This is a genomic window from Streptomyces sp. NPDC006624 (assembly GCF_040611555.1).
In the GTDB taxonomy this organism is placed as follows: domain Bacteria; phylum Actinomycetota; class Actinomycetes; order Streptomycetales; family Streptomycetaceae; genus Streptomyces.
Genome location: NZ_JBEXOM010000012.1, coordinates 1 through 23,604, shown reverse-complemented (window position 1 = coordinate 23,604; position 23,604 = coordinate 1). Strand labels below are relative to the sequence as shown.

16 protein-coding genes are annotated in these 23,604 nt (G+C 70.8%); 4 read left to right on the top strand and 12 right to left on the bottom strand.

Annotated features, from left to right (window positions below):
* Positions 1-26 precede the first annotated feature (26 nt).
* The 4 genes from ABZY20_RS22330 to ABZY20_RS22315 all read right to left on the bottom strand — a co-directional run bounded on the left by ABZY20_RS22330 (position 27) and on the right by ABZY20_RS22315 (position 4,844).
* Positions 27-1,322: a peptide synthetase gene (locus tag ABZY20_RS22330; protein WP_356443276.1), complete on the bottom strand. Its 1,296-nt coding sequence runs from the start codon at positions 1,320-1,322 to the stop codon at positions 27-29.
* Between the two features lie 50 nt (positions 1,323-1,372).
* The gene (locus ABZY20_RS22325) at positions 1,373-2,107 is read right to left on the bottom strand and encodes a DUF3159 domain-containing protein (RefSeq protein WP_356443275.1); all 735 of its coding nucleotides are present in this window, start codon (positions 2,105-2,107) and stop codon (positions 1,373-1,375) included.
* Between the two features lie 365 nt (positions 2,108-2,472).
* Positions 2,473-4,083: an alpha/beta hydrolase gene (locus ABZY20_RS22320; protein WP_356443274.1), complete on the bottom strand. Its 1,611-nt coding sequence runs from the start codon at positions 4,081-4,083 to the stop codon at positions 2,473-2,475.
* Between the two features lie 113 nt (positions 4,084-4,196).
* On the bottom strand, positions 4,197-4,844 hold the full coding sequence (locus tag ABZY20_RS22315) for a hypothetical protein (protein ID WP_356443273.1): 648 nt from the start codon (positions 4,842-4,844) through the stop codon (positions 4,197-4,199).
* 130 nt (positions 4,845-4,974) lie between these two features.
* On the opposite strand from ABZY20_RS22315, the gene ABZY20_RS22310 reads away from it, so the two are divergent.
* Both ABZY20_RS22310 and ABZY20_RS22305 read left to right on the top strand, forming a co-directional pair.
* Positions 4,975-5,586, top strand: a complete 612-nt coding sequence (locus ABZY20_RS22310) for a TetR/AcrR family transcriptional regulator (protein ID WP_356443272.1) — start codon at positions 4,975-4,977, stop codon at positions 5,584-5,586.
* 210 nt (positions 5,587-5,796) lie between these two features.
* Positions 5,797-6,537: a MerR family transcriptional regulator gene (locus ABZY20_RS22305; protein ID WP_356443271.1), complete on the top strand. Its 741-nt coding sequence runs from the start codon at positions 5,797-5,799 to the stop codon at positions 6,535-6,537.
* Between the two features lie 17 nt (positions 6,538-6,554).
* Here ABZY20_RS22305 and ABZY20_RS22300 read toward each other — a convergent pair whose 3' ends face one another.
* A complete protein-coding gene (locus ABZY20_RS22300) occupies positions 6,555-8,066 on the bottom strand; it encodes an alpha/beta hydrolase (RefSeq protein ID WP_356443270.1) in 1,512 nt (503 codons plus the stop codon).
* A gap of 166 nt (positions 8,067-8,232) precedes the next feature.
* On the opposite strand from ABZY20_RS22300, the gene ABZY20_RS22295 reads away from it, so the two are divergent.
* Positions 8,233-8,988 (top strand): MerR family transcriptional regulator, encoded by a 756-nt coding sequence (locus ABZY20_RS22295; protein ID WP_356443269.1) that lies wholly within the window; start codon positions 8,233-8,235, stop codon positions 8,986-8,988.
* A gap of 209 nt (positions 8,989-9,197) precedes the next feature.
* Here the strand turns inward: ABZY20_RS22295 and ABZY20_RS22290 are convergent, their stop codons facing one another.
* The 7 genes from ABZY20_RS22290 to ABZY20_RS22260 all read right to left on the bottom strand — a co-directional run bounded on the left by ABZY20_RS22290 (position 9,198) and on the right by ABZY20_RS22260 (position 21,402).
* Complete coding sequence (locus ABZY20_RS22290; RefSeq protein WP_356443268.1) at positions 9,198-10,766, bottom strand: MFS transporter; 1,569 nt, start codon at positions 10,764-10,766, stop codon at positions 9,198-9,200.
* A 358-nt stretch (positions 10,767-11,124) separates the two neighbouring features.
* On the bottom strand, positions 11,125-11,913 hold the full coding sequence (locus ABZY20_RS22285; RefSeq protein ID WP_356443267.1) for a DUF4097 family beta strand repeat-containing protein: 789 nt from the start codon (positions 11,911-11,913) through the stop codon (positions 11,125-11,127).
* A 78-nt stretch (positions 11,914-11,991) separates the two neighbouring features.
* Positions 11,992-12,555 carry a hypothetical protein gene (locus tag ABZY20_RS22280; RefSeq protein WP_356443266.1) on the bottom strand — a complete coding sequence of 188 codons (564 nt, stop codon included), beginning with the start codon at positions 12,553-12,555 and terminating at the stop codon, positions 11,992-11,994.
* 199 nt (positions 12,556-12,754) lie between these two features.
* Complete coding sequence (locus ABZY20_RS22275; RefSeq protein WP_356443265.1) at positions 12,755-14,098, bottom strand: lysine N(6)-hydroxylase/L-ornithine N(5)-oxygenase family protein; 1,344 nt, start codon at positions 14,096-14,098, stop codon at positions 12,755-12,757.
* 313 nt (positions 14,099-14,411) lie between these two features.
* Entirely contained in the window at positions 14,412-15,254 is an 843-nt protein-coding gene (locus ABZY20_RS22270) for a DUF4097 family beta strand repeat-containing protein (RefSeq protein WP_356443264.1), read from the bottom strand.
* Between the two features lie 629 nt (positions 15,255-15,883).
* Positions 15,884-20,035: an amino acid adenylation domain-containing protein gene (locus tag ABZY20_RS22265; protein WP_356443263.1), complete on the bottom strand. Its 4,152-nt coding sequence runs from the start codon at positions 20,033-20,035 to the stop codon at positions 15,884-15,886.
* Positions 20,032-21,402: a serine hydroxymethyltransferase gene (locus ABZY20_RS22260; RefSeq protein WP_356443414.1), complete on the bottom strand. Its 1,371-nt coding sequence runs from the start codon at positions 21,400-21,402 to the stop codon at positions 20,032-20,034. Before ABZY20_RS22260 ends, ABZY20_RS22265 begins: the two co-directional genes overlap by 4 nt.
* Before the next feature lie 691 nt (positions 21,403-22,093).
* Here ABZY20_RS22260 and ABZY20_RS22255 point away from each other — a divergent pair.
* On the top strand, positions 22,094-23,604 hold a 1,511-nt coding region (locus ABZY20_RS22255; protein WP_356443262.1), incomplete at its 3' end, for a condensation domain-containing protein.

Sequence of the window (23,604 nt, the reverse complement as noted above, 5' to 3'; positions counted from 1 at the left end):
AGACGGAGTTCGGCGGCCTGAACGGATCAGGAGGACGGCGGGGCGGGCTCGGCGCACTGCTGCGCGAGCACGGTGGCCATGTCGGGCAGCAGAACGGCCACGGGGTCGTGGGTCAGTTCCGTCATGCGCAGGCGCCCTCCGACCGTGGCGACGCCGAGGACGTGCTCACCGCGCAGCTGGGTGGTCTGCGCCGGTCCCCACAGAGCGGTGAGGCAGGTGCGGCCGTGTGCCGGGGTCTCCACCACCCCGAGATTCGTGATCTGGATGTCCGCGGCGGTGGCGACGGCCATCATCGCCTCGGCCTCCTCGGGGGTGGCCGGCGGCTGCTGGGCCAGCGCCTCCGAGCCGGTCTTGAGTACCTGCGGTGCGCGCCGGCGTTCCAGATCCATGTGATGGTGCCGGGCCAGTTCCCAGAAGTCCCCGGCCTGGGACGCCTCGCTCGCCGTCCGCGCTCCCGCGAACCGGTTCGCCACTGCGTCGGGCAGACCTGCGGCACGACGCAGGTCGATCGGGCTCAGCACCCTCACCCGGGTGCGGCCCGCGCGGTGGAAGACCGTGCAGGCGGCAGCGCACAGTGCCGCGTGCACGGACACCCCTTCCGCGTGGCAGCGGTCCACGAGCCGTGCGGTCAGGCCGTGTTGCAGGGCCAGGGCGGAGACGTGCGGTGCCCGTCCCGAGAACCGCGTCAGTGAGCCGGGCTCGTTCATCAGCTCGTCCTGGGGTGCGTCCGCGGTGGGCGTCGCAGTGTCGAGAGCTCGCAGGAGGGTCTCCTGGGAGGGCGGCACATCCTCTCCCAGGGCCGCCACATCCCCTTCCGGGGGCGGCACATCCCCTTCCGAGGCCGGTTCGCCGCCCTCCTCTTCCTCGTCGTCGAGAGCGGCGACGAGGTCCGCCACCACCCGCATGCCGCCGGTCCCGTCGGTGATCTGGTGGGCGAAGGTCAGCACGATGACGCTGCCGAACTCCGCGGGAATGAGCACGGTCCGCATCAGCGGGCCGGGCTCCGGCGCGATGGGGCGCGTCTGCTCCGCAGCGACGACCGCCTGCCAGGGAGTTCCCTCGGCCGCCGTTTCGACCCTGACCGGACCCTCTGCCCAGCGGTATCGGGCCCGGGGAGTTCGGCGGTCGACCGAGACGCGAAGCAACGGGTGCCGTGCCTGCACACCCCGCAGTGCCCGCGCGAGAGTCTGCTCGGAGATCTTCCGGTCCATCTCGGCGACCAGTGAGAACTGGACGGGATTTCGGTGCATGTAGAGGTCGATGGTCTGCTCGAATGCTCCGAGTTCCCTCACCGTCTCCGCGTGCGTATCGCTGATCGACATTCAGGGGCCCTTTCTTCGCTGAGGTGAGGTGAGGTGAGGTGACGGTGTCGCTACCTGGACGGGCTCCGCCGAGGCGGCAGGTCGGCCTGCTGCCGAGCGGTCGTCTCGGCCGGTCGGCCGGGCACCAGGCGCTTGGACGTCTTGCGGAAGGCCCAGGCGACGACCAGCGCGGCCACCGCGGTCAGGGGGGTGCCCATGGCGATCTTCGCGACGGCGAGCCAGCCGGTGGCGTCGTGCACGTAGAGCCACTGCTTCACCACGAACCGGGCTCCGAGGACGAGTGCCGCGGCGAGGGTGGCGAGGTCGTGTGCCCGCAGAACCTGCCGGTCCTCGCGCCAGGCGTACGTGCCCCCGTGCAGGAGGTTCCACGCCATGCCGGTCAGGGGGCGGCGGAAGAGGACCGACCCGAATGTGGCGAGGAAACCCGCGAACGCCACCCAGATGCCCAGCAGGAAGAAGTCCTTGGCGGAACCGGTGACGGCGACGATGCCCGCCGCGACCAGAACGCCGGTCAGACTGCCGGAGGCCGCGAGGAGACGTTCGCCGCGCACCAGCCGGATCACGGTGAGCACCGCACCGGTGGCGACGGCCGCGAGCACGGCCGCCTTCGTGGACAGCGAGGCGAGAGCGATCACGAACACCGCGACCGGCACGGTCGAGTAGACGAATCCCGCCGTGCCGCCCAGGGATTCGAGCACGGGCGGCCGCGGGGCGGGGGGCGGCGTATCACGGGGTTTCCTGCTGTCGGCCGGGGAGGGGCCGTGCGCGCCTTCCGGATGGGACATCGATCACTCCTGGTCATGTGCTGCGGCTGCAGAGTTCCTTGGGCGTTTCTCGTCGTGGGAAGAGGCATTACGCGCAGCAGGAAGACTTGCAGGAAGACTTTCCCCGCACCCCGTCTTCCGCGGTTTTCTGCGAATCGCCTTCACGGAAAGAGGAAACGCAGAAGGCCAGGCATTCGCCACTGTCTTGTATGCCGGTGAGCGAATTCCTTGCTGCGCTTTTGCCTTCCTGTGTGACTACTACCTTCGGTTCGAGGCGTGAAACTGGTGACGTTACGGCACACTTCTGCGCACCTCGGAGAAGGGACATTCCTGTGCGTATGCGTATGCGTATGCGTACGCGTGCGCGGGTGAGGGCCGGCTGCGGCTCAACGTTTCGCGAGGACGAGGGGGCGGGTGGTGGCGGGCTTGTCCGTCTTGCATACGGTGCCGTCGGCGGGGTGGGTGCCGTGCACGAGGGCGGCGTCAACTGCGCTGTCGATACACGAGTTGGTGCCGTAGGAGCCGTGTCCGACTCCTTCACGCGTGAGCAGGACCGCGGAGTCCAGGGTTCGGGTCATGTTCTCGGCCCAGTGGTGGGGGGTGACGGGGTCCAGCCGGCCTGCCACCACCAGTGCCGGCGGCGTACCGGCGCCGGTGAGCGGCTCGGTGACGCGGTCCTTGTTCGGGGCGGGCCACCGCGCGCAGTTCAGGGCGGAGTAGGCGGCCCGGGTCCCGATCCGCCCGGCCTCAGTGAGGGCCTTGGTGGCTGCGGCCTTGTGCGCGGCGATGCCGGCCGGGGTCTGCCAGTCGGCGCAGCGAACCGCCGTGTGGGATTCGTACATCGCGGTAGGGACGGGGAAGGGGGAGACCGTGACGCTGCTCCACAGGGTGTACAGGGGTGCGCCGTTGCCGTCCTGTGCGGCCAGCAGCGCCGAGGTCAGCAACGGCCAGGTGTTCTGGTCGCCGGCCAGGGCCCGGGTGGCCTCCAGGGCCATGGCGCCGTCGAGTTCGCCGCCCGGGGTGGTGCCCTCGACGGGTGCGACCTTCAGCGGCTTCGCTTCCAGCGTGTCGATCAGCGTGTCGAACGCCGTCTGCGGGTCTCCCGCTCCGAACGGGCACACGGCTCTCCCTTCGGAGCGGCAGGTCTCGAACCAGGCGTTGAGCGTCCGTTCGCTCGCCACGGCGACGTCGTTGAGGAAGGGGAGGGAGTTGCCGAACCACATGCCGGTGTCGACGGGCGCGTCGAGCACCATCTGGCGGACGCGGTGAGGGAACAGGGTGGCGTACATCGGGCCGACCACGGTGCCGTAGGACAGGCCGTAGTACGTGATCTTGTCCTCGCCGAGCGCGGAGCGAACCTGGTCGATGTCGCGGGCCACGTTGTCGGTGGACATGCTGGCCAGGAACTCTTTGCTCTGGTGTTTGACACAGCCGCCGGTGAACGCGGCGGCATCGGTCAGCAGCCGCGGCAGGGGTTTGCCCCCGGGGACGGCCGGGTCGAAGGCGGTGCCGGCGGCGTCGGCTCGCTGCTCGTCGGTCAGGCAGCGAACGGCCTGCGATCCGCCGACGCCGCGCGGGTCCACCGCGATGACGTCGAACCGGGCGAGCACTGCGGCCGAGAAGGCGCCAGGGGTGCCGGCTGTCCTGGGCAGGTTGCGCAGTGTCTCGGTGGCGGGAACCCCGGGCCCGCCCGGGTTGAAGATCAGGCTGCCGATGCGGCGGTCGGGGTCAGTGGCCCGATGCCGCATGACCGCGAGCGGGATCCGCGCGCCATCAGGCTCGGTGTATTCCTGCGGCACCTTGATCGTGGCGCATTCGAGGTTCTTCCCGCACGTGCTCCAGGACAGCGGGTCCGGGGACGGGACGGCGGCCGACGTGGCCCCCGCGGACGTGCTGCGTGGCCCCGAGGCGCCGGACGAACACCCGGTCAGGACCAAGAGGGCCGCGGCGAGCGCCGCCCCGTACCGGGCGGCGGGCCTGGGCCTCGACTGGATCATGCTGAACTTCCTTTCGCCGTACGCGTGTCATGCCATGCGGCCGGGCCATGCCGGTCGCGCGGGACGCCGGCCCGAGAGGGCTGACGTGGTCGTGCCTTCCTCGCTTCGCGGGGTCAGCGGCCGGCCGCGTCGAGCAGCGGGGAGTACCGCAGGCGGAGCGCGCGCTCCGTGCTCGCCAGGACGGCCCCGACCGCCAGGGCGAGGTTCAGCCAGATCGGCAGGTGCAGCGGCGATTCGAACGTTCCGACCCGCTGCGTGACGGGAGGGATGTGAGAGACGGGTTCGGCGAGTTGCAACAGGTTCAGGCCCACGCCGGTGACGAGCAGCAGCACCGATCCGATGCCGATCGTCCGGCTCAGCCCCGGATGGCGGGCACCGAAACGCGCCCGCCGTCCCTCCGCCGAGGCCGGGTCGGGCGTGAGCTGACGCGGCTGTCCGCCCGAGGGGCGATAGTGGCAGCGCCTGATGCCGTAATTGCTCATCGCCACCTCGATGACACCCCCGTCGACGGGGAAGAGCGCGGGCAACTTCGACTCGGCCACGTGCCTGCCGTCCAGGAACAGATGCGCCCGGATCCCGCTGCCGTCCCACCCCGCCCAGCGCCGTACGTCGACGGCGTGCACGCGGGCGTGCCCGTCGGCGCCGGGAAGCCGTAGCCAGAACAGGGAGCGCAGGGGGAGCTGCCACCAGCGGAACCGCTGCAGTTCCCGGCCGTCTCCCGGCTTGAGGCGCCTCGATGCCGCCCACTGCTTCCAGGTCATGCTCGCCCCTCCTGTGCACATCAAACGCACACCTCACTAGTACAGCGTGTTAGAGAAACGCTAGCACGCCGTACTAGTACGGCGTGCTAGTAGAGTGAGAGGGCTGGGGAGAAGCGAAGGAGAGCGGAGCATGGAAACACGCGAGAAGATCCTCCAGGCCGCCGCGGAGATGATCGCCGAGGACTTGGCGGCGAAGCTGAGCGTGCGAGCGGTCGCCGCGCGTGCGGGGGTGAGCACCGGCTCGCTGAGGTTCCACTTCCCCACCCAGCGCGCCCTGCAGGACAGCCTGCTCGCGCGGATCTACGAAGGCCTGCTGCCCGGCGACCCGATCCGGGACCGGACGCTGCCGCCCCGCGAACGGCTGCTGAACTGCCTGCGGCAGGTCCTCGCACCGCTCGGCACCAGTGAGGACGCGCGAACCGCATGGGGAACGATCTATCGGACCTTCATCGAACCCGAGCCGACCGAACAGGTGCGCGCCGCCTACCTCGGCCATGAGCGGGAGGCGGAGCGCCGGGTCGAACACTGGCTGACCGTGCTCGCCGAGGAAGGCGCACTGCCCCCGGGAGACCACACCCGCAACGTCAGGTTCCTTCTCACCGTCCTCAACGGACTCTCGGTCGAACGCGCCCTGCCCACCCGCGAATCCGTCCTCGTCGCCGAGACCGAGACCCTCAGCGCCGCCGTCGACCACGTCCTGTCCACCGGCTCCGCACCACCCGCCGGGCCGACTCGGCCGTGAACCGAACCGGCCAACCACCTCTCGGCACCGGTTCCTTCCCGACGGGCAGGGGCGCGAGCGCCGGTTCCTTCCCGACGGGCAGGGGTGCAAGTACCGGTTCCTCCCCGACGGGCAAGGACGCGAGCCCCGGCCTGCCGTTGCGGCATGGCTTTCAATGGGCCAACGGCGCGACCGCGCCGACGGCAGCGGACGGTGAGGGAGACATCGATCATGGCGTGGAGCACCCGGGAGATGGCGGAGCTGGCCGGCACCAGCCTCAGGGCCGTACGGCACTACCACGAGATCGGCCTGCTCGACGAGCCGGAGCGCCGCTCCAACGGGTACAAGCAGTACGGCGTCAGCCATCTCGTCCGACTCCTCCGGATCAAGCGCCTCGCCGCCCTGGGCTTCTCCCTCTCCCAGATCGCGGACATGCCCGACGGCCCCGACTCCGACCCGGACCCGCGTGATCTGCGGGCTCTCGACGAGGAGTTGGCCGCCACCATCGAGCGCCTGCAGCACGCACGCGCCGAGGTCGGCGCCCTCATGCGCAGAACGGCCGCGACCGATCTTCCCCTCCGCCTCGCCTCCGTGGACGAGACAGCGGAACTCCCCGACCCCGACCGCTCCTTCGTCACCGTCCTCGGTACGGTCCTCGGCCCCGGTGGGATGGACGCCTACGCCGACCTGCTCCAGGAGAAGCCGCAGCCGGTGGCACGCGAACTCGACGAGCTTCCCGCCGATGCGGACGAGCCGACGCGCCGGAGTCTCGCCGAGCGCCTCGTGCCGTACGTCCGAGGCCTCCGGGCCAGGCATCCCGGGCTGAGCGACCTCGCCTCGGACGCCCCGCGCGGCCGGCGGCACACCGCTCGCACCATCGGCACAGCCGTCACCGACCTCTACAACCCGGCCCAGGTCGACGTGATGCGGCGTCTCCACACCCTTCTGTCCGATACGGGCGACCCGCGGTGACGGGCCTGCGGGGAGGGTCAGTCCGCGCGGCAGAAGATGTCCTTCGCGGGCATCTCGCCCTCGACGAGGTAGCGCGTGGCGGTGTTCACCGCGCAGGAGTTGTCGCCCAGGACGTACACGCCGTGCCCGCTGTCGTCGACGCTGACCAGCCGGGCCCGGTCGCCGAACTTCTCGCGCAGCATCTTCCCGCCGCGGTGCGGGGTCGACGCGTCCCGCCGGTTCTGCAGGAGCAGCACGTTGCGCGGGCCCTCGGCGTCGATCTCCACCGGCGCTTCGGCCGGGGTGTGCGGCCAGAAGGCGCACGGCGTGATGTTGGCGGTGGCGGCGCCGAACAGCGGGTAGCGTGCGCGGTCCTCCGCGACGCCCCTCCGGTAGGTGGTGACGTCCTCGGGCCACTCGACGTCGTTGCAGGTGACGGAGAGGAACACGGTCAGGGCGTTGTCGGTGGGCGACAGCGCCCCGTCCTCCGTCTCCTCGGGGGCGGCCGACAGGCCGCGGACCGTCGCCTCGTCGCCTTCGCGCATCGCCTGCCAGGTCCGCGCCAGCTCGGGGTACTGCGTCCGCTTGAACAGGTGACCGAACGTCAGGAGCCGGAAGAGGCTGCCGTCGATCCCCCCGACCGGGGCGTCGTCGAGTGTGTCCGCGAGGGCGAGGTAGGAGGCCCGGACCTGTTCGGGCGTGCGGCCCAGGCCGTAGCTGTCGTGCCGGCGGGCGGCCCACCGCGCGAAGTCCGGCAGGGTCTGCTCCATGCCGAGCGCGTAGCGGCGCATGCCGTCGCGGTCGAGGTGGGTGTCTCCGATGTTGCTGTCGAGCACGATCCGGTCGGTGCGCTCGGGGAACATCGAGGCGTAGGCGGCGCCGAGTGCCGTGCCGTAGGAGTAGCCCAGGTAGCTGGTCTTCTCCTCGCCGAGCGCGGCCCGGATCCGGTCCAGGTCGCGGGCGGTGTTCGCGGTGGTGAGGTGGCGCAGCCGGCCGTCGTGGTCGTTGTCCGCGCACTGCTCGGCCGCCTGCTCGGCGATCTTCGCCTGCGCGGTGACCGCGGCGTCGTCGGCCGCGTACGGCGGGATGTTGGAGTAGTAGGGGCTGTTTGTGGTGAAGCCGCAGCCGACCGGTGTGGAATGACCGATCCCGCGGGTGTCCATGCCGATCAGGTCGTAGCGGTCGGTGACGCTGCTGGGCAGGCCCTGGGCCACCAGCAGCGCCGACAGCGCCAGCCCGGACCCGCCGGGGCCGCCCGGGTTGAGCATGAGGACGCCGCGCCGCTTGTCCGGGTCGGCGGCGGCCAGCCGGGAGACGGTGAGGTCGATCTGCTCGCCCTCCGGGTCGGCGTAGTCCAGCGGCACGCGGACGGTGGCGCACCGCAGCTCGGTCGGAGCGGCTTCGGCCACGACGTCGCCGGGGCACCGGCCCCACTCCACCTGCGGCGTCTCCGGCTCCTCGGCCGCGGCGGGCACGGTGGCCAGCGAGCCTCCCAGGCCGAGCACCACCAAAAGGGCCAGACTCCGTCCGGCACTGCCTTGTCGTTTCATGTCCAGTCTCCGCACACCGGTTCGTGGTCGTGGTCGCGACCATCCCACTCCGTGCCCCTGGGGCACGGTCAACAACGGCCGGCGCGGAACCTGCCGGTGATTGACCGTGCCCCAGGGGCACGGTTTTGAATGGCCGCCGGGAACAAGGCTGGAGAAAGGGCTCCTGGTGGCGTGGAGTACGCGTCAGCTGGCGGAACTCGCGGGCACGACGACCAAGGCCGTCCGGCACTACCACGAGATCGGCTTGCTGGAGGAGCCGGAACGGGCGTCCAACGGCTACAAGCGGTACGGCGCCGGCCATCTGGTACGCCTGCTGCGCATCCGCAGACTGACCGACCTCGGTGTGGCCCTCGCGGACGTCCCCTCGGTCGAGAGCGGCGACGAGAAGGCGCGGCAGATCCTCCGGGACCTGGACGCCGAACTCGCGGCGGACATCGAACGCCGGCAGCGGATGCGGCGGGAACTGGCGGCCGTCATGGAGAACCGGGCCGCGCTCGACATGCCCCCGGACTTCAGGACGCTCGCCGACGACCTGCCCGAGACCCAGCGGTCCCTGCTGCTGGCCTACTCCAGCATCCTCACACCCGCGGCGATGGCCGCCCTCCGGGCACAGCTCGCGGGACCTCGTCGCGAGAACCTCGAAGCGGAGTTCGCGGCGCTCGACGAGGACGCCCCCGAGGAGGTACGGCAGCGGCTGGCGGAGCGGATGGCGCCCGACGCCCGCCGACAGCACAGGGACCACCCCGGCCTGGCCGACCTGGGGCTCTCCTCGCACCGGGAGACGCCGGTCGCCGAGTCGGTCGTCGCGCACGCGCTGGTCGAGTTCTGCAACCGCGCCCACCTCGACGTGCTGCGCCGCGTCCACGCGATCCTCTCCGAGGAGGAGACCACGGAGAGCGAGAGCGACGGTGCCCGGGGGTGAGCCGGTGTGCCGGGCTCCTCCGCCCGATTCGAGCAGTACGGGCGGTGAACGGGCACTGCGTGATCGGGCGCTGCGCGACCTGATGGCCCGAGGTCCGGGGCAGTCGGCTTGCACGGAACCGTCACTGCACGCTCCCCTCACCAGTGGGAAGCACCCGGACACAGCGAAGCCTCCGGCGACGGTCGTCGCGGAGGCTTCGCTGCCGGTGGTTACAGGAAGGCGGCCATCTGGTCGCCCTTGGTGTCCTCGTTGGAGACCAGCAGGGAGAGCAGGGCCGCGCCGACCGCGACGGCCGCGCTGATCAGGAACACGGTGTGCAGACCGTTCAGGAAGGTGTCGTGGGCGGCCTGGGTCATGGTCGCCGAGAACTCCCGTACCTGGTCCGCCGTCATTCCGGCGTTCGTCAGTTCCTTCTCCAGGGCTTCCTGCGCACTCGGCGGGAAGCCCAGCTCGATGAGCTTGTGCACCTGCTTGTCGTCGGCCAGCTGCTCAACGGTCTTGCCACCCTCGCCGCCGAACGCTTCCCGCAGGTCCTGTGCGAAGCGATTGTTGACGAACGCGGCCAGGAAGGCACCGAAGACCGCCGTGCCGAGCAGACTGCCGAGCTGGGACATGGACTGCTGCATGCCCGAGGCCGTGCCCGCCTTGTGCACCGGCGCGCTGCCCACGATCGCCTGGGTGGCGGCCACCATCATGAAGCCGACGCCGATACCGCCCAGGACCAAGGGCGGGCCCACGGTGGCCACACCGGAGTCGCCCTCCAGACGCAGCAGGAGCAGCGAGGTTCCGGTGATGCACAGGGCGCCGAAGGCCAGGGACTGCTTGACACCGAACTTGTCCACGGCCCAGCCGCCCAGCGGTGCCGAGATGATGAACGTCAGGGTCAGCGGCAGCAGGGCCACCGACGCGGACATCGGGCTCTTGCCCTGGAGGCCCTGCAGGAAGAAGTTGAGGTAGTAGATGATCGCGTAGAAGGCGAACATCGTGACCACCATCAGCAGGCATCCCACGGACAGTGAGCGGATGCGGAACAACTCCAGGGGGATCATCGGGAAGCGGCGCATCCGCTGGATGATCACGAAGACGATCAACAGGGCCACGCTCAGACCGATGTAGCCGAGAGTACGCACCGAGGCCCAGCCGTCCTCCTGGCCGTGCGTCAGGGCCCATACCAGGCTGACGATCGAGAGCGTCAGTGTGATCCCACCGGGCAGGTCCAGCGGCTCGGGCTGCTCCTGCCGCGACTCGCGGACGAAAAGGACGGCCATGACGACGCTGAGCACGCCGAAGGGCAGGTTGATCAGGAACACCCACTGCCAGGTGAGGTGTTCCACCATCACGCCGCCGAGCAGCGGACCGCCTGCGAGGGACACAGCCGTGACACCGCTGAACAGGCCGATGGCGGTGGCGAGTTTCTCCGGTGGGAACGCGGCCTTGATCACCGCGAGTGCTGCCGGAATCATCATCGCGCCGAAGACACCCTGAAGAACGCGAGCGCCGATGAGGAGGCCGATGGTGTTCGACATCGCGCACAGCACGGAAGCGATCGTGAAACCGACGAGGCCGATCATCAGCCCCCTCTTGCGGCCGATCCGGTCGACCAGAGTGCCGGCCGGGATCAGCAGGCCCGCCAGCACCAGGAGGTAGCCGGTCATCACCCACTGGAGGCTGTTGAGGCCGGCGTCGAGGTCCTTGGCGATCGCCGGGTTCGCGACCACCACGACCGTGCCGTCGAGCTGCACCATCATGATGCCGACGCCAACCGTGGCGAGACTCAACCAAGCTTCTTTGGGTGTCTTGCCCGAACTCGCGGCCGGAACGGCGCCGTCTAATGAACCGCCGTGCTCCGTGGTTGACTTGCTTGCTTCTGTCATGATGAATTCCTTGTGCGTTAGGGCACCGTGCCGGAACACGGACCGGGATGCAAGCGGGCACGTCCCGGCACGGTGCAACAGCAGGGAACGCCGGACGGGAGTCGATCCCGACCCCTTACGCACGAGGCGGCCACCTCGTACGCCGACGTTCCCTGGGTGCGCAGGCCCCGGAGAGCGGGGGATGTCCTCTCCGGGGCCCGTGAAACCGGCATCGACTCGCCGACGGGGGCGCACCGGTGCCGTGCTCTGGCCGGGCGGCGCCTCAGGCGCTGCGCCGGACGATGACGTCACCCATGGTGGTGTTGGCGACGACCTTCACCGTCTGTGCGGACGGATCGGGGCCGTCGACCGGTGTCATGAAGTTGTGGATGCTGCCCGAGACGGACCGCACGTCGAGCAGGGCGGCGGTGTTCGGCGCGATGCCGATCTCCACCTGCCCGATCGAGGTGCCCAGCACGACTGAGCCGCGCGCGACGCTGCCCACGCGGACATCGCCGTTGGCCGCCTTGGCCTCGAGATTGTCACGGGCCCTGTCGACGACGATCATGCCGTTGGAGCTCTTCAGCACCGCGGAATCGGCCGACTCGCGGATCCGCAGGGTGCCGGATCCGGTGGCCGCCTCCAGCGGGCCGCCGGCCCGGTCCACGGTGATGTCGCCGACGCCCGTGTTGAGAACCAGCCGTCCCGCTTCCTCCAGATGGATGTCGCCGGTGGAGGTTCTGATGCGGACGCTGTCGAGCCGGCCGCTCGCGTAGAAAGACGCCTCGCGGGCGCTGGCCCACAGTTCGGAGCCGTCCGGCAGTTCGATCGTCAGGTCGATCGAGCCGGAGCGGGAGAACAGGCCCCGCTGCCGGGGCCCTCTGACAGTCAGTTTCTGGTCGGCGTATTCGACCACGGTCTGGTCGGCGGCTCTGACGTCCGCTTCGTTACCGGGGTCGGTCGGTGTGATCTCGACGACCGTGTCAACACGCTGCTCGGCGTGCAGCCGCACGTGCCCGACGCCGAGGTCCATACTCACGGCGACTGGTAGAGGTGTCTGGAAAACAGGCATGACTGCACTCCGTGGTGGGATGGCAGAGTGTCCCTGAGGATGGACGGACGGATGGTGCTCGGCCTCGGAGCCGAGGACCTATCTGACCCAGCCCGTGTAGCGTTGGACCTGACGCAGGGCCCCGCTGCGCGGGGCCCGTCTTTCGGGGCGTCCGCGTTCGTCGCTCTCCAGCATCGAGGAGACCACTCGAATCAACCAGGCGTTCACCGACAGCCGTTCCCGGCCGGCGGCCTCCTCGATCTTGGTCTTCAGGTACTCCGGGGGGCGGAAGTTGATACGGGCGGTGCCACTGCCCTCGCCGCCCAGCGGTACTGATTCCGGGTGCATGGACGCTGTCCCGGAGGAAGGGGCGTGCTTGAACTCCTCGGCATCGGCCTCGGCTTCGTACGCCCGGTCCTCCGGCGGCAGGGTGACCACGAACCCGGGATCGAGTCCGCGCAGCCGAAGCTCCACCGAACCGGGTACCAGCTCCCGGGTGATCTCGCCCGCGGCATCCGACAACGCTTCCAGCAAGGTCAGCTGGAGCGCCGACGAGAGCTGGGCCACAAGCCGCTCGGCGAGAAGGCGACCTTCTTCGCCCTCCGCCTCGGCAGCGACCGAGACCTCTCGCCGCAAGTTGTCGATGTACCGGGTCAGGTCCATGGCACCAATATGGCACCGCTTTGGCTCCGGTGCAAGTCCTGCCGTTTTTCGGCCGCGAACCTGGGCTTTGCCGACACCCCATGGGGCCGGGCCCTGAGGGGGGTGCCGGCATGCGTGGCGCCATGGGTGGATGCATGACGCCATGCAGACAGGGCGCCCCCCGGCGATCGGGGGGCGCCCTGCCCGGTGGGGGGAGGCGTCAGCCGCGCGCCCGTTCGGCGGCGACCGGGAGGCCCCGGGTCAGCTCCCGTTCGGTCCGGCGCTGCACGATGGACTCGACGATCTCGCCGCTGCGCACAGCCAGGTTCGACAGCAGAGAGGAGGTCAGGCCGTGCGTGTGCTCGGTGCCGCCCTGGAGGTACACGTCGGCGGGCAGCGGGGAAGCGGCGGACAGCCGGTAGTTGCGCTCGACCCGGTAGCGCCCGGCGTCGTCGCGCAGGAAGTGCCCGTCCAGCGAGGTCAGAAGGACACCCGGCTCCATGGAGTCGTATCCGGTGGCGAAGACCAGGACGTCGGTCTCCAGTTCCCGGGGCTCGCCCTCGACCAGCGACCTCACCGTGACCCGGGTCTCGGTGCCGGCCCGCTTGACGGCCGTCACCCGCGTGAGGTTCATGAAGCGAAGACGCTTGGTCTTGCTCACGTCCTCCTCGTAGGCGCGCCGGTGCAGCTCCCGGATCAGGTCGTCGTCGACCACCGAGTAGTTGGTGTTGCGGTGGTAGCGCCAGAAGGCCTCACGGGTGTGGCTCGTGCCGAAGTAGTAGTCGTCCACCGCGCCCGGGTCGAAGACCTGGTTGGCGAAGGGGGTGTCGTCGGCGACGGAGTAGCCGTAGGACGGGATGATGGCGGTCACCTGGGCGTGCGGGAGAGCGTCGTGGAAGAACCGGGTGATCTCGGCGGCGCTCTGGCCGGCGCCCACCACCGCCACGTTCTTCAGGTCGTTCGGGTTCATGCCGCGGAACCGCTCCAGGAACGCCGAGCTGTGCCACACCCGCTCGTCCTGCCGCACTCCGTCCGGCATGCGCGGTACGAGCCCCGTGGAGATGACCAGGTTGCGGGCGTTGACCAGGCGGGGCCGTCTTCCGTCGGTGCCACGGATCTCCACCTGGACGTGGTCCGCCTCGGCGCCGGCGTTCTCGGGAAGCCGTACGGCGGTGACCTCGGAGTCGTAGGAAACCTGGTGGGTGAAACTCGACTCGACCCACTCCAGGTACTGGTGGAATTCATGGCGGGACGGGAAGAAATCCTGGTTGTTGATGAACTGTGTCAGTCGCCCTGCGGCATGCAGATACGACACGAAGCTGTACCGGGACGCCGGATTTCGGAAAGTGGCCAGGTCCTTCAGGAAGGAAATCTGCATCGTCGTCTGGGGCAGCAGCATGTTGCGGTGCCAGCCGAACGAGGGCTGCCGTTCGAAGAAAAGGGCGCTCAGTGGCTTCTCGGCGGTACTGGCCCGGTGTTCTTCCAGTGCGACGGCGAGTGACAGGTTGGACGGACCGAACCCGACGCCAACCACGTCGTAGATCTCGTTGTCGGAAGTACCCATGGAAAATTCTCCCGTTGGCGTGGCTGTGACAGGGCTGCTGCAAGAATCTTCTACGGGCCATGACGGTAGCCGAAGAGGATGTGGGCCGGGAATTCCGGGAGTGGCACGATGAGATTTCCCGGACTCGGCAAGGAGTCAACGTAGTGGCGCTCGATTGGCCTTTCAAGGCCCTCTCGTTTTCTCGGGCGTCCGCGACTCGCCATTCGCCGGCGGCGGACCTGCTGTCCTGTCGGCAGGACAGCAGGTCCGCCGCAGCTTTACGTAACTGCGCGGCGGTCGGTGAATAGGGCGCGGGCCGCAGACCTGTGCCTGGTCATTGCGCGCCGCAGCGTTCCACCATGATGTCGCCGATGACGGTCCGGGCGTGCACATGCACGACCTCGTCGACCGACTCGTCGGTGCTCAGCAGGGAGAGAGACGTGTAGACGGTGCCCGCGGTGGAGTCGAGGACCAGGCGGGCGCCGCTGGTCTCCGCCACACCGATACGGATGTTGCCGAAGGTGGTGTCGGCGACCACGGAACCGCGCACCACCTTGCCGATGTCGACGTCGCCCTGGGACGTCCGGGCCTCCACTCCGGCGTGCGCCCACCGGATCTTGATGTCGCCCCTCTCGGCGTGCAGGCGTGCCACTCCGTGCACCTCGCCCACGACGGCGTCGCCCTCGCTGCTGGAGCTGACCGTGGCCCTGCCCTCCACATGTCCCAGGCGCACGTCGCCGCGCTCGGCGGTAGCCTCGACGGAGCCGGCGGCGCTGTCCACCGTGATGTCACCCAGAGCGGCTGTCAGTTGGAGACTGCCCGTGCGGTCGAGACTGATGTGGCCCAGGCCTGTGGAGAGCCTGCACTCACCCAGCTGCCCCACCCCGAGGAAGTCCGCGGCCATGGCCCGTCCGTGCAGACTCGATCCGGTCGGCACGGCGATCACCACGACGACCGCGCCGCGGTTGCCGTCGGTCTCCGGCACGTTCACCAGCAGCCGGCCGTCGGCGTAATTGATGCGGAGCTGCTCGGCCGTCCATACGTCCACCTGGTCCCCGGCGTCCCGGGGGTAGGCCTCGACCGTCGTGTCGGCGCGTTCGCTCGCGACGATCCGCACCTCTCCGAACACCAGGCTGAGCACCACCCGGACAGGCGCGGGTGTGTCGAACGTCGGCATCGCGGGCCGCCTCCGGGAGGTCTGCGGCCGCCGGGTCTGAGCCGTTGGCCGGAACGACACAGGTCCCTGCTGCGTGGCGTGTGCGCGGCTGCACCCCCGGAGCCCGCGCAACCGGGGCGCGCATGTGCACCGCCGGACGGCCCAGCCGATTCTGACCCAGCCTCACCACGTTGGACACCTCGCGTTAGCCGTGTGGAGCGCGCCGGACACGCGCCCGCGCCTGATTGCTGGTGACGCCCCGCCGGGGGCGGGTGACGCCATGTGGTGCCAGATTAGCGCCATCGGGGGAGTGCATACTGTACGGGTTTGGAAACTGCGGGTGACGGCGCTTCAATCCGGTCACGCCGGGCCATGCGGAACAACGACGCCACCGACCCCCTTCCTGGTGATCGGGCAGGTTCAACGCGAGCGACGGGACCGAGCGGCGAGATACGGCCAAACAGGATCTTCCCGGAGCGCGCAGCCCTCGAAGAGCTTCTGCAGGCGCCGTCGTTCGGCCTCACGAGCGTCGGGCCCGGCAGCGAAGCGCGGCCGGCAAGTGGCGGAGCACGCGCGAGTGGCCGACAGCGGACGTCGCTGTCGGCCACCTCGTCGCCCGCCTTTGGAGACGGCGGGCGTGGAACCGGGATCTAGCGGGTCATGCGGCGGAGGCCGGGGCGCGAGCGAGTGGTCCCCGTGCCCACCTGCCGGGCCAGCTGCGCGATGGTCGGATGCTCGAAGACCGTCCGGATGGAGACCGTCAGGCCGAGCGTCCTGCGCATCCGGCTGACCAGGCGGCCGGCCATCAGCGAATTGACGCCGATGTCGAAGAAGCGGTCGTGGACGCCCACCCGCTCGATGCCCAGAACCTCGGCGAACAGCTCGCACATCGCTGCTTCCCGAGGGCTCACCTCGGCTTCCCGGCCGTCGGCGGCCGCTTCGACGTCCCTGTCCGGTGAAGGCGGCGGGGACGTCGGCTGCGGCCCATCGTCCCTGACGTACTTGAGCAGGTCGGGGGCGCTCAGCACGACGTCCACCATCCCCACGGGGCGGTCCGGCTCGGCCGCCATCTGGTCGAGGACGGCGCGGAAACGATCGGCGATCAGCTCGGCGAACCGCCGGTCGAACCGGTCGGGGTGGTACTGCACCACCAGCCGGTCCGGCTCCACGAACAGTGCCAGCGGGTAGCTGACGCCGCCCACGGAGTCGACACCGGTGACCTCGAACCCGGCAGCGGCGACGGCCTCGGCGCCCGGCCGGTCGGCCGGATACGACTGGAAGACCACCAGCGTGTCGAAGAGCGCCCCGAGCCCCGCGTCCCGGTGGACGTCGGTGAGCCCGCGGTGGTGGTGGTCGAGCAGCGAGGTCTGCCGCCCGTGCAGCTCGGCCAGCAGCCGCGCCACCGGCTGCCCCGGCTCGCATCGCACGCGCACCGGGACGGTGTTGATGAACAGGCCGACCATCGACTCCACGCCGGCCAGCGAGCCGGGCCGGCCGGACACCGTGGCGCCGAACACGACGTCCGTCCGCCCGGTCAGCGCGGACAGCAGCACCGCCCACGCGCCCTGCACCAGCGTGTTCGTCGTCACGCCCAGACGGGCGACGGCCTGCGTCACACCCCCCGACCGGCCCGTCTCCAGCGGCAGGACGACCTCGCCGGTGCCGCCGGCCGGGGCATCCGGCCGGACCGCGGGCGCCAGCAGCGTCGGCGCCTCCACGCCCGCGAGTTCCTCCCGCCACGCACGGGCGGCGGCCTCCTGGTCCCGCCGGGACAGCCAGTCCAGGAAGTCCTCGAAGCCGCGCGGCGCCGGGAGAGCGGTGCCGTCGCCGCGCGCGGCGCACAGCCGAACGAGATCACCGGCCAGCACCTGCTCCGACCAGCCGTCGAACAGCGCGTGGTGTGCGCTCAGGACCAGCACCGCCGGTCCCGTTCCGAAGCGCAGCAGCGCCATGCGCACCAAAGGCGGCGTGGTCAGGTCGAAGCGCTCAACCCGGTCCTCGGCCAGGAACCGTCGCAGCGCCTCCTCACGGCCCGTCTCGTCCAGTTCGCCGCAGTCCACGACGCGCCACGGCAACTCCAGCCCGTCGAACACGAGCGACACCTGGCGGTCGGCCGTGTCCCGCACGAACGCGGCGCGCAGGCTCGCGTGCCGGTCGAGCAGAGCCTGGGCACCGGCCCGCAGTGCCTCGGCGTCGATCCGCCCCGACAGTCGGTACAGCGTCTGGAGGTGATAGGGGTCCTCGCCGGTCTCCCGGAGCATCGAGTCGAACAGCATCCCCGACTGCATCGGCGTCAGCGGCCAGACCCCGGCGAGCCCTGGACGGGCGCGTCGCCACTCCTCGACGTCCCGGGCGTCGGCGGCGAACAGCGGTTCCCGCGGCGCGGCACCGCCGTCGCCCCCGGACTCGGCGACCGCGGTCGCCACCTCGGCGAGCGCGGCCACCGTGCGCCGCTCCAAGACCTGACGGGCAGTCAGGCCAAGCCCGCCGGCGCCGGCCCGGGTGACCACCCGGATGGCACCGATGCTGTCGCCGCCGAGCGCGAGGAAGTCGTCGTCCAGCCCTACCCGGTCAAGGCCCAGGACGTCCGCGAAGATCGCCGCAAGCGCCTCCTCCGCGGCGGTTCCGGGCGCCCGGTAGGCGGCACCGGCGCGCTGCGGCGCGGGCAGGCCCTTGCGGTCGAGCTTGCCGTTCGGGGTCAGCGGCAGCGCCTCCAGCGTCACGATCGCGTGCGGCACCATGTACTCCGGCAACCGGGCCGCCACCAGGGCGCGCAGCTCCTCCTCCCGGTCCTCGCCGGCCGTGTCGGGATCCTCCGGGACGACGTAGCCCACGAGCCGCCCGTCGCGCGCGGCCACCGCCGTCTGCCGCACCCCGGGCGCCGAGCGCAGCAGCGCCTCGATCTCGCCCAGCTCAACCCGCAGCCCGTTGATCTTCACCTGGAAGTCGGTGCGCCCGAGCAGCTCGATCATCCCGTCGGCGCCGAACCGGGCCAGATCGCCCGTACGGTACAGGCGTTCGTGCACGACGTCGTCCCAGGACCAGTCGACGAACCGCTCGGCGGTGCGCTCGGGCTGGTCGAGATAGCCGCGGGCGAGTCCGATGCCCGCCAGAAACAGCTCGCCCGGCACTCCCTCAGGGACCGGCTGGAGCCGCTCGTCGAGGATGTACGTGCGCTGGTTGGCCATGGGGCGGCCGTACGGGATGCTGTTCCACTCCGGGTCGACCCGCTCCACCTCGTAGAGCGTGGAGTGGATGGAGGCCTCGGTGGCGCCGCCCATCACCACGAAGCGCAGGCCGGGTGCGTGGGCCCGGACGCGGTCGGGCAGCGGGACCGGCACCCAGTCGCCGCCGAGCAGGGCCAGCCGCAGCGACGGCAGCGGGCCGGTACCGGTCTGCTCCAGGTGGTCGGCGAGCAGCCCGAGCAGGGCCGGGGCCGAGTTCCACACCGTGACGCGCTCCGACACGATGAGCCTCGCCCAGTGTGCCGGGTCCTGCACGCGGTCCCGGTCCGGGAGGACGACGGTGCCGCCCGCGGCGGTGAGACCGAGGAACTCGTACACGGACATGTCGAAGCTCGGGGAGGACAGCGCGAGCACCGAGTCCGCCGGGCCCACTTCGAACCGGGAGTTGAGGTCCGCGATGTTGTTCATCACTCCGCGGTGGCGCAGCGCGATGGGTTTCGGCGTGCCGGTCGAGCCCGAGGTGTGAATGATGTAGCAGAGGTTCTCCGGCCCCGCCGTGCGGGCAAGGGGTGCAGGGCTGAGTGCCGCCAGTGCCTCGGCGTCCCGGTCGAGCAGCACCAGCGGGGTGCCCGCGCTCGCGCCGGGCAGATTGCCGGCGAGGTCACCGCGGCTGATCATCACCGCACAGGACGTCCCCGCGATCATGGTCTCGATCCGGGCACCGGGGTAGGCCGGGTCGAGCGGGACGTAGGCCCCGCCGGCCTTGAGCACGCCGAGCAGCGCCGTCAGCAGTCCCGGCGAGCGGTCCAGGCACAGCCCGACCCGGACGTCCGGGCCCACCCCGAGCGAACGCAGCCTGTGCGCCAAGCGGTTGGCGTCCTCGTCGACACGCCGGTAGGTCCACCGCTCACCGCCGTGCACGATCGCGACGGCGTCCGGCGCGCGCCGCGCGTGTGCCTCGAACGCCTCGTGCAGGCAGACGTCGTGTGGCAGCTCCGCCTCGGTCCTGTTCCATTCGACGAGGGTGCGCCGCACCTGCGCCTCGGTCAGCAGGCGCAGCCGGGAGACCGGGCGGTCGGGGTTCGTCAGCGCGTCCGAGACCAGCGTCCGCAGGTGGTCGAGCCAGCGCGCGGCGGTGCCCTCGTCGAACAGGCGCGGGTCGTGGCGCAGGGCGGCGGTCAGGGAGCCGTCCCGCTCCTCCCCGACGACCAGCTCCAGTTCGCACCCCGGGGATCCGGCGGTGGCGCCGGCCGCACCCGCGAAACGGATTCCCACCGTCACCGCGCCCGCGTCCGTCGCGCCCACCGCCGTGACGGCCTGCGCGCGCAGGGGCGCGTCGGGATCTACGGTCACTCCGATCCGCTCGGTGCGACCCGTGCCGTCCGTCCTGAGCAGGCCGATCCGCGGCAGGCCCGTGCAGCGGTGCAGCAGGGTGGCCCATCCCGCCAGCAGCAGATGCGGCGCGTCGTCGCCCAGTTCCTTGGTGGCAGGACCGAGTTCGCCGTGCACCACGGCCGAACAGGCGGGCACCGCTGCGGGGTGGCGCGGCCGGTCGGCGGGCATCAGCACGGGCGGCAGCGCCGCGGTCGCGCTCCCGGCCGGCGCAGGCCCGCTCACTGCTCGGCCCCCGCGGCGAGTGCCTCCGCGGCGTGCGCAGCCGTGGCGCGGGGAGCCACGGCGAGCGGGCCGGTGTCGGCCGGGAGCGGATGGCGGGCACACAGCGCTTCGACCTCGGCACGCAGCTCGGCCGCTGTGCGCTGGTCGAGCCGGTACTCGGTGTCGCTCATCGCCGTCGTCGCGGTCAGCACCGCGTGCAGCAGCCGCGCGCACTCCCGCATCTCCTCGGGACCCATGCCGCGCTGCGCGAGGATGTTGGTGCCCAGCCGCAGACCGCTGGTGACCAGCGGCGGCTTCGTGTCGCCGGGGATCCTGTTGCGGTTGGCCAGGATGCCGCACCGCTCCAGGGCGCGCTCGGCCACCACCCCGCTGAGCCCGTGGTGACGGACGTCGATGAGGACCATGTGGTTGTCGGTGCCTCCGGTCAGCACGCGGTGGCCGAGCTCCTCCAGCTCGGCGGCCAGCCGCCGTGCGTCGTCCACGATCAGCTGGGCCGTGCGCAGGAAGTCCAGCCCCGAGGCCAGGGCGAGGGCCCGCGCCTTGGCCGCGATCAGCCCCGGGCTCGGCGTCCCCTGCGTCTGCGGGAAGACCGCCCGTTGGAGCAGCCGGTACAGAGGCGTGGCTCCGTCGGGGCCGGGGGCGCGGTGCTCCTGCCCGCTGAGGATCAGACCGCCGCGAGGACCGCCCAGCTGCTTGTAGGTGCTCATCGTCGTCACATGGGCGACGTTGATCGGGCTCGGATGCTCGCCCGCGGCGACCAGGCCGGCGATGTGGGAGATGTCCGCCAGCAGGTACGCTCCCACGGAGTCGGCGATCTGCCGGAACCGGGGGAAGTCCAGCGTGCGCGGATACGCGCTCGCCCCGGCGATCAGCACGCGGGGCCGGTGCTCCGCCGCCAGTTCCTCCACCTGCTCGAAGTCGATCCGGCCGCTGTCGTTCAGGCCGTAGTGCACCGCGCGGTAGTGACGTCCCGTCACCGACGCCGGCGAACCGTGCGTGAGGTGACCACCGGAGTCCAGGTCGAGGCCGAGGAGAGTGCCGCCCGGTGGCAGCAGCGCGGCCAGGACCGCCAGATTGGCGGACGAGCAGGAGTGCGGCTGCACGTTGGCGTACTCGGCGCCGAAGAGGTGCTTGGCCCGCGCCACCGCCAGGCGCTCGACCCGGTCGAACTGCGCCGCACCCGGATGGTACCGGGCACCTGGGTAGCCCTCTGCCGTCACGTTGGACAGCGCCGCCCCACCGGCCGCCAGCACGGAGGGATCGGCGATGCTCGCCGAGGCCACCATCGCCAGCGTCGTCCGCTGTTGGTGGACCTCGGTGTCGAGCATCTCGGCCAGCTCCGGGTCGGTACGGTGCAGGACGTCCATGCCGCTGCTCAGCGCGGCACTCTGCGCGCCCGTCACCGCGGGCGGAAGGTCGGCTATACCCCTTTCATCGGTTCCGGCGTCGGACATCGAGTGCGCTGTTGCCACTGCTGTGGTATTCGACTGACGGGCCATCTCCTGCACCTCTGTGTCTGGGTCAAGGTCTGCGTCAACACGTGCGTCACTGCAATGTGAATGTGCGTGGAATTCCGGAGCTCGCGTCGCGCGCCGAAGGGACGCGCAGAGAGCGGGGGCATCGAAAACCGGCCCCGCAATACGGCGGGCGCATTCGCACGACAGGCGCGCCGGTTAGGCTCCGGCCTCATGATTGCGGCGGTGTTTCCGGCGCCACCCCGCGTCCACGCAGCGTACTGGCCCGGAGCGCACCCGTGTCCGGCCGACGGCGCACATGCTGTCCCGTCGACGGGACGCCGTCGGCACCGAGGGTGATGCCCCGGGCCAAAGGCGCTTGACCCGGCCGCCGGGACATCGGAAGCTCTCAGGGCGTGCGCGGTCCGAAAAGAATGCCGGGCGAGCGCACCCGAAGGAAATTCTCTGATTCCTGAGCCAGCGTGCTTTCCCGCTGCCCGGATTGCCGAACCCGCGATATCCGCAGGGCCACCGATGAGCCGGCCCGTTGACCCGTGCCGGCCGACCGCGTCCGCGAAACGATGACCAAGGAAGTAGAGGCGAAATGATCCAGTTGTCCTTCGCGCAGCGCCGGTTGTGGTTCCTGCACCGCTTCGAGGGGCCCTCGGCCACGTACAACCTCCCGGTGGTCGTGCGGCTTTCGGGCGAGCTGGACGTGGACGCGCTCACCGCCGCGGTGCGGGATGTGGTGGAGCGGCACGAGAGCCTGCGGACGGTGTTCGACGAGGACGAGGGCGGTGTGCCGTTCCAGCGCGTCGTCCCGGCCGGCGAGGCGGCGCCGGACCTGCCGGTGCGTGAGGTGGCTGCCGAGGACGAGGAGGCCGCCGTCACCGAGGCCGCCCGCCATGCCTTCGACCTCTCCCGCGAGATCCCCTTCCGTGCCTCGCTCCTGCGCCTCGGGGAGTGGGAGCACGCCCTCGTCCTGGTCATGCACCACATCGCCTTCGACGGGGAGTCGATGGCTCCGCTGGCCCGCGACCTGTCGGCGGCGTACACCGCCCGCCTGGGCGGCGGTGCCCCGGACTGGGAGGAACTGCCGGTCCAGTACGCCGATTACACCCTGTGGCAGCGCGAAGCACTGGGCGAAGAGTCCGACCCCGAGAGCGAGCTGAGCGCCCAACTCGCCTACTGGCAGAGCGAACTGGCCGGGGCGCCGCAGCAGATCCGGCTGCCCGCCGACCGCCCCCGGCCGCCCGTGCCCGGCCACGAGGGCGGCGTCGTGAGCTTCTCCGTCGACCCCGGGACCTGGGCGGCGGTCCAGGACCTCGCCCGGTCCTGCGGCGCCTCCGCGCCGATGGTGCTCCAGGCGGCCCTGTCGGTGCTGCTGGGCCGGCTGGGCGGTGGCGAGGACGTGTCGATCGGCGCGCCCATCGCGGGGCGGGGTGACGAGGCCCTGGGCGATCTGGTGGGGTTCTTCGTGAACACCTGGGTGCTGCGGGTGGACCTGTCGGGCAACCCGACGTTCTCCGAGGTGCTGGAGCGGGTGCGGGGCAAGGCCCTGGCGGCCTACGACAACCAGGACGCCCCCTTCGAGCGGCTCGTGGAACTCCTCAACCCCGAGCGCTCCAGCGCCTACCACCCGCTGTTCCAGGTGATGTTCGCCTGGCAGGACACCGCGCTGGTCGGCCTCGACCTGCCGGGCCTGACCGCCGTCATGGAGCCGGTGTCCACCCACACGGCCAAGTTCGACCTCGAATTCGCCTTCGGTCTGGAGCCCTCCGGAGAGGGCCTGACCGGCACGCTCGAATACGCGACGGAACTCTTCGACCCCGACACCGCGGCGGGATTCGCCGACCGGTTCGTGCGCGTCCTGCGCACCGTCGTCACCGACCCCGCCGTGCCGGTGGGCGCTGTGGACGTGCTGGTGCCCGGTGAGTACGGGCGGCTGGTGACGGAGGTGAACGACACCCGGGCCCAGTGGCCGGCCGCCACCCTGGTGGAGTTGGTGGAGCGGCGGGTGGCGGCGGCTCCGGGTGCGCGGGCGGTGGTCTGCGGTGATGTGGTGTGGTCGTACGGGGAGTTGAACGCGCGGGCGAACCGGCTGGCGCGTGAGTT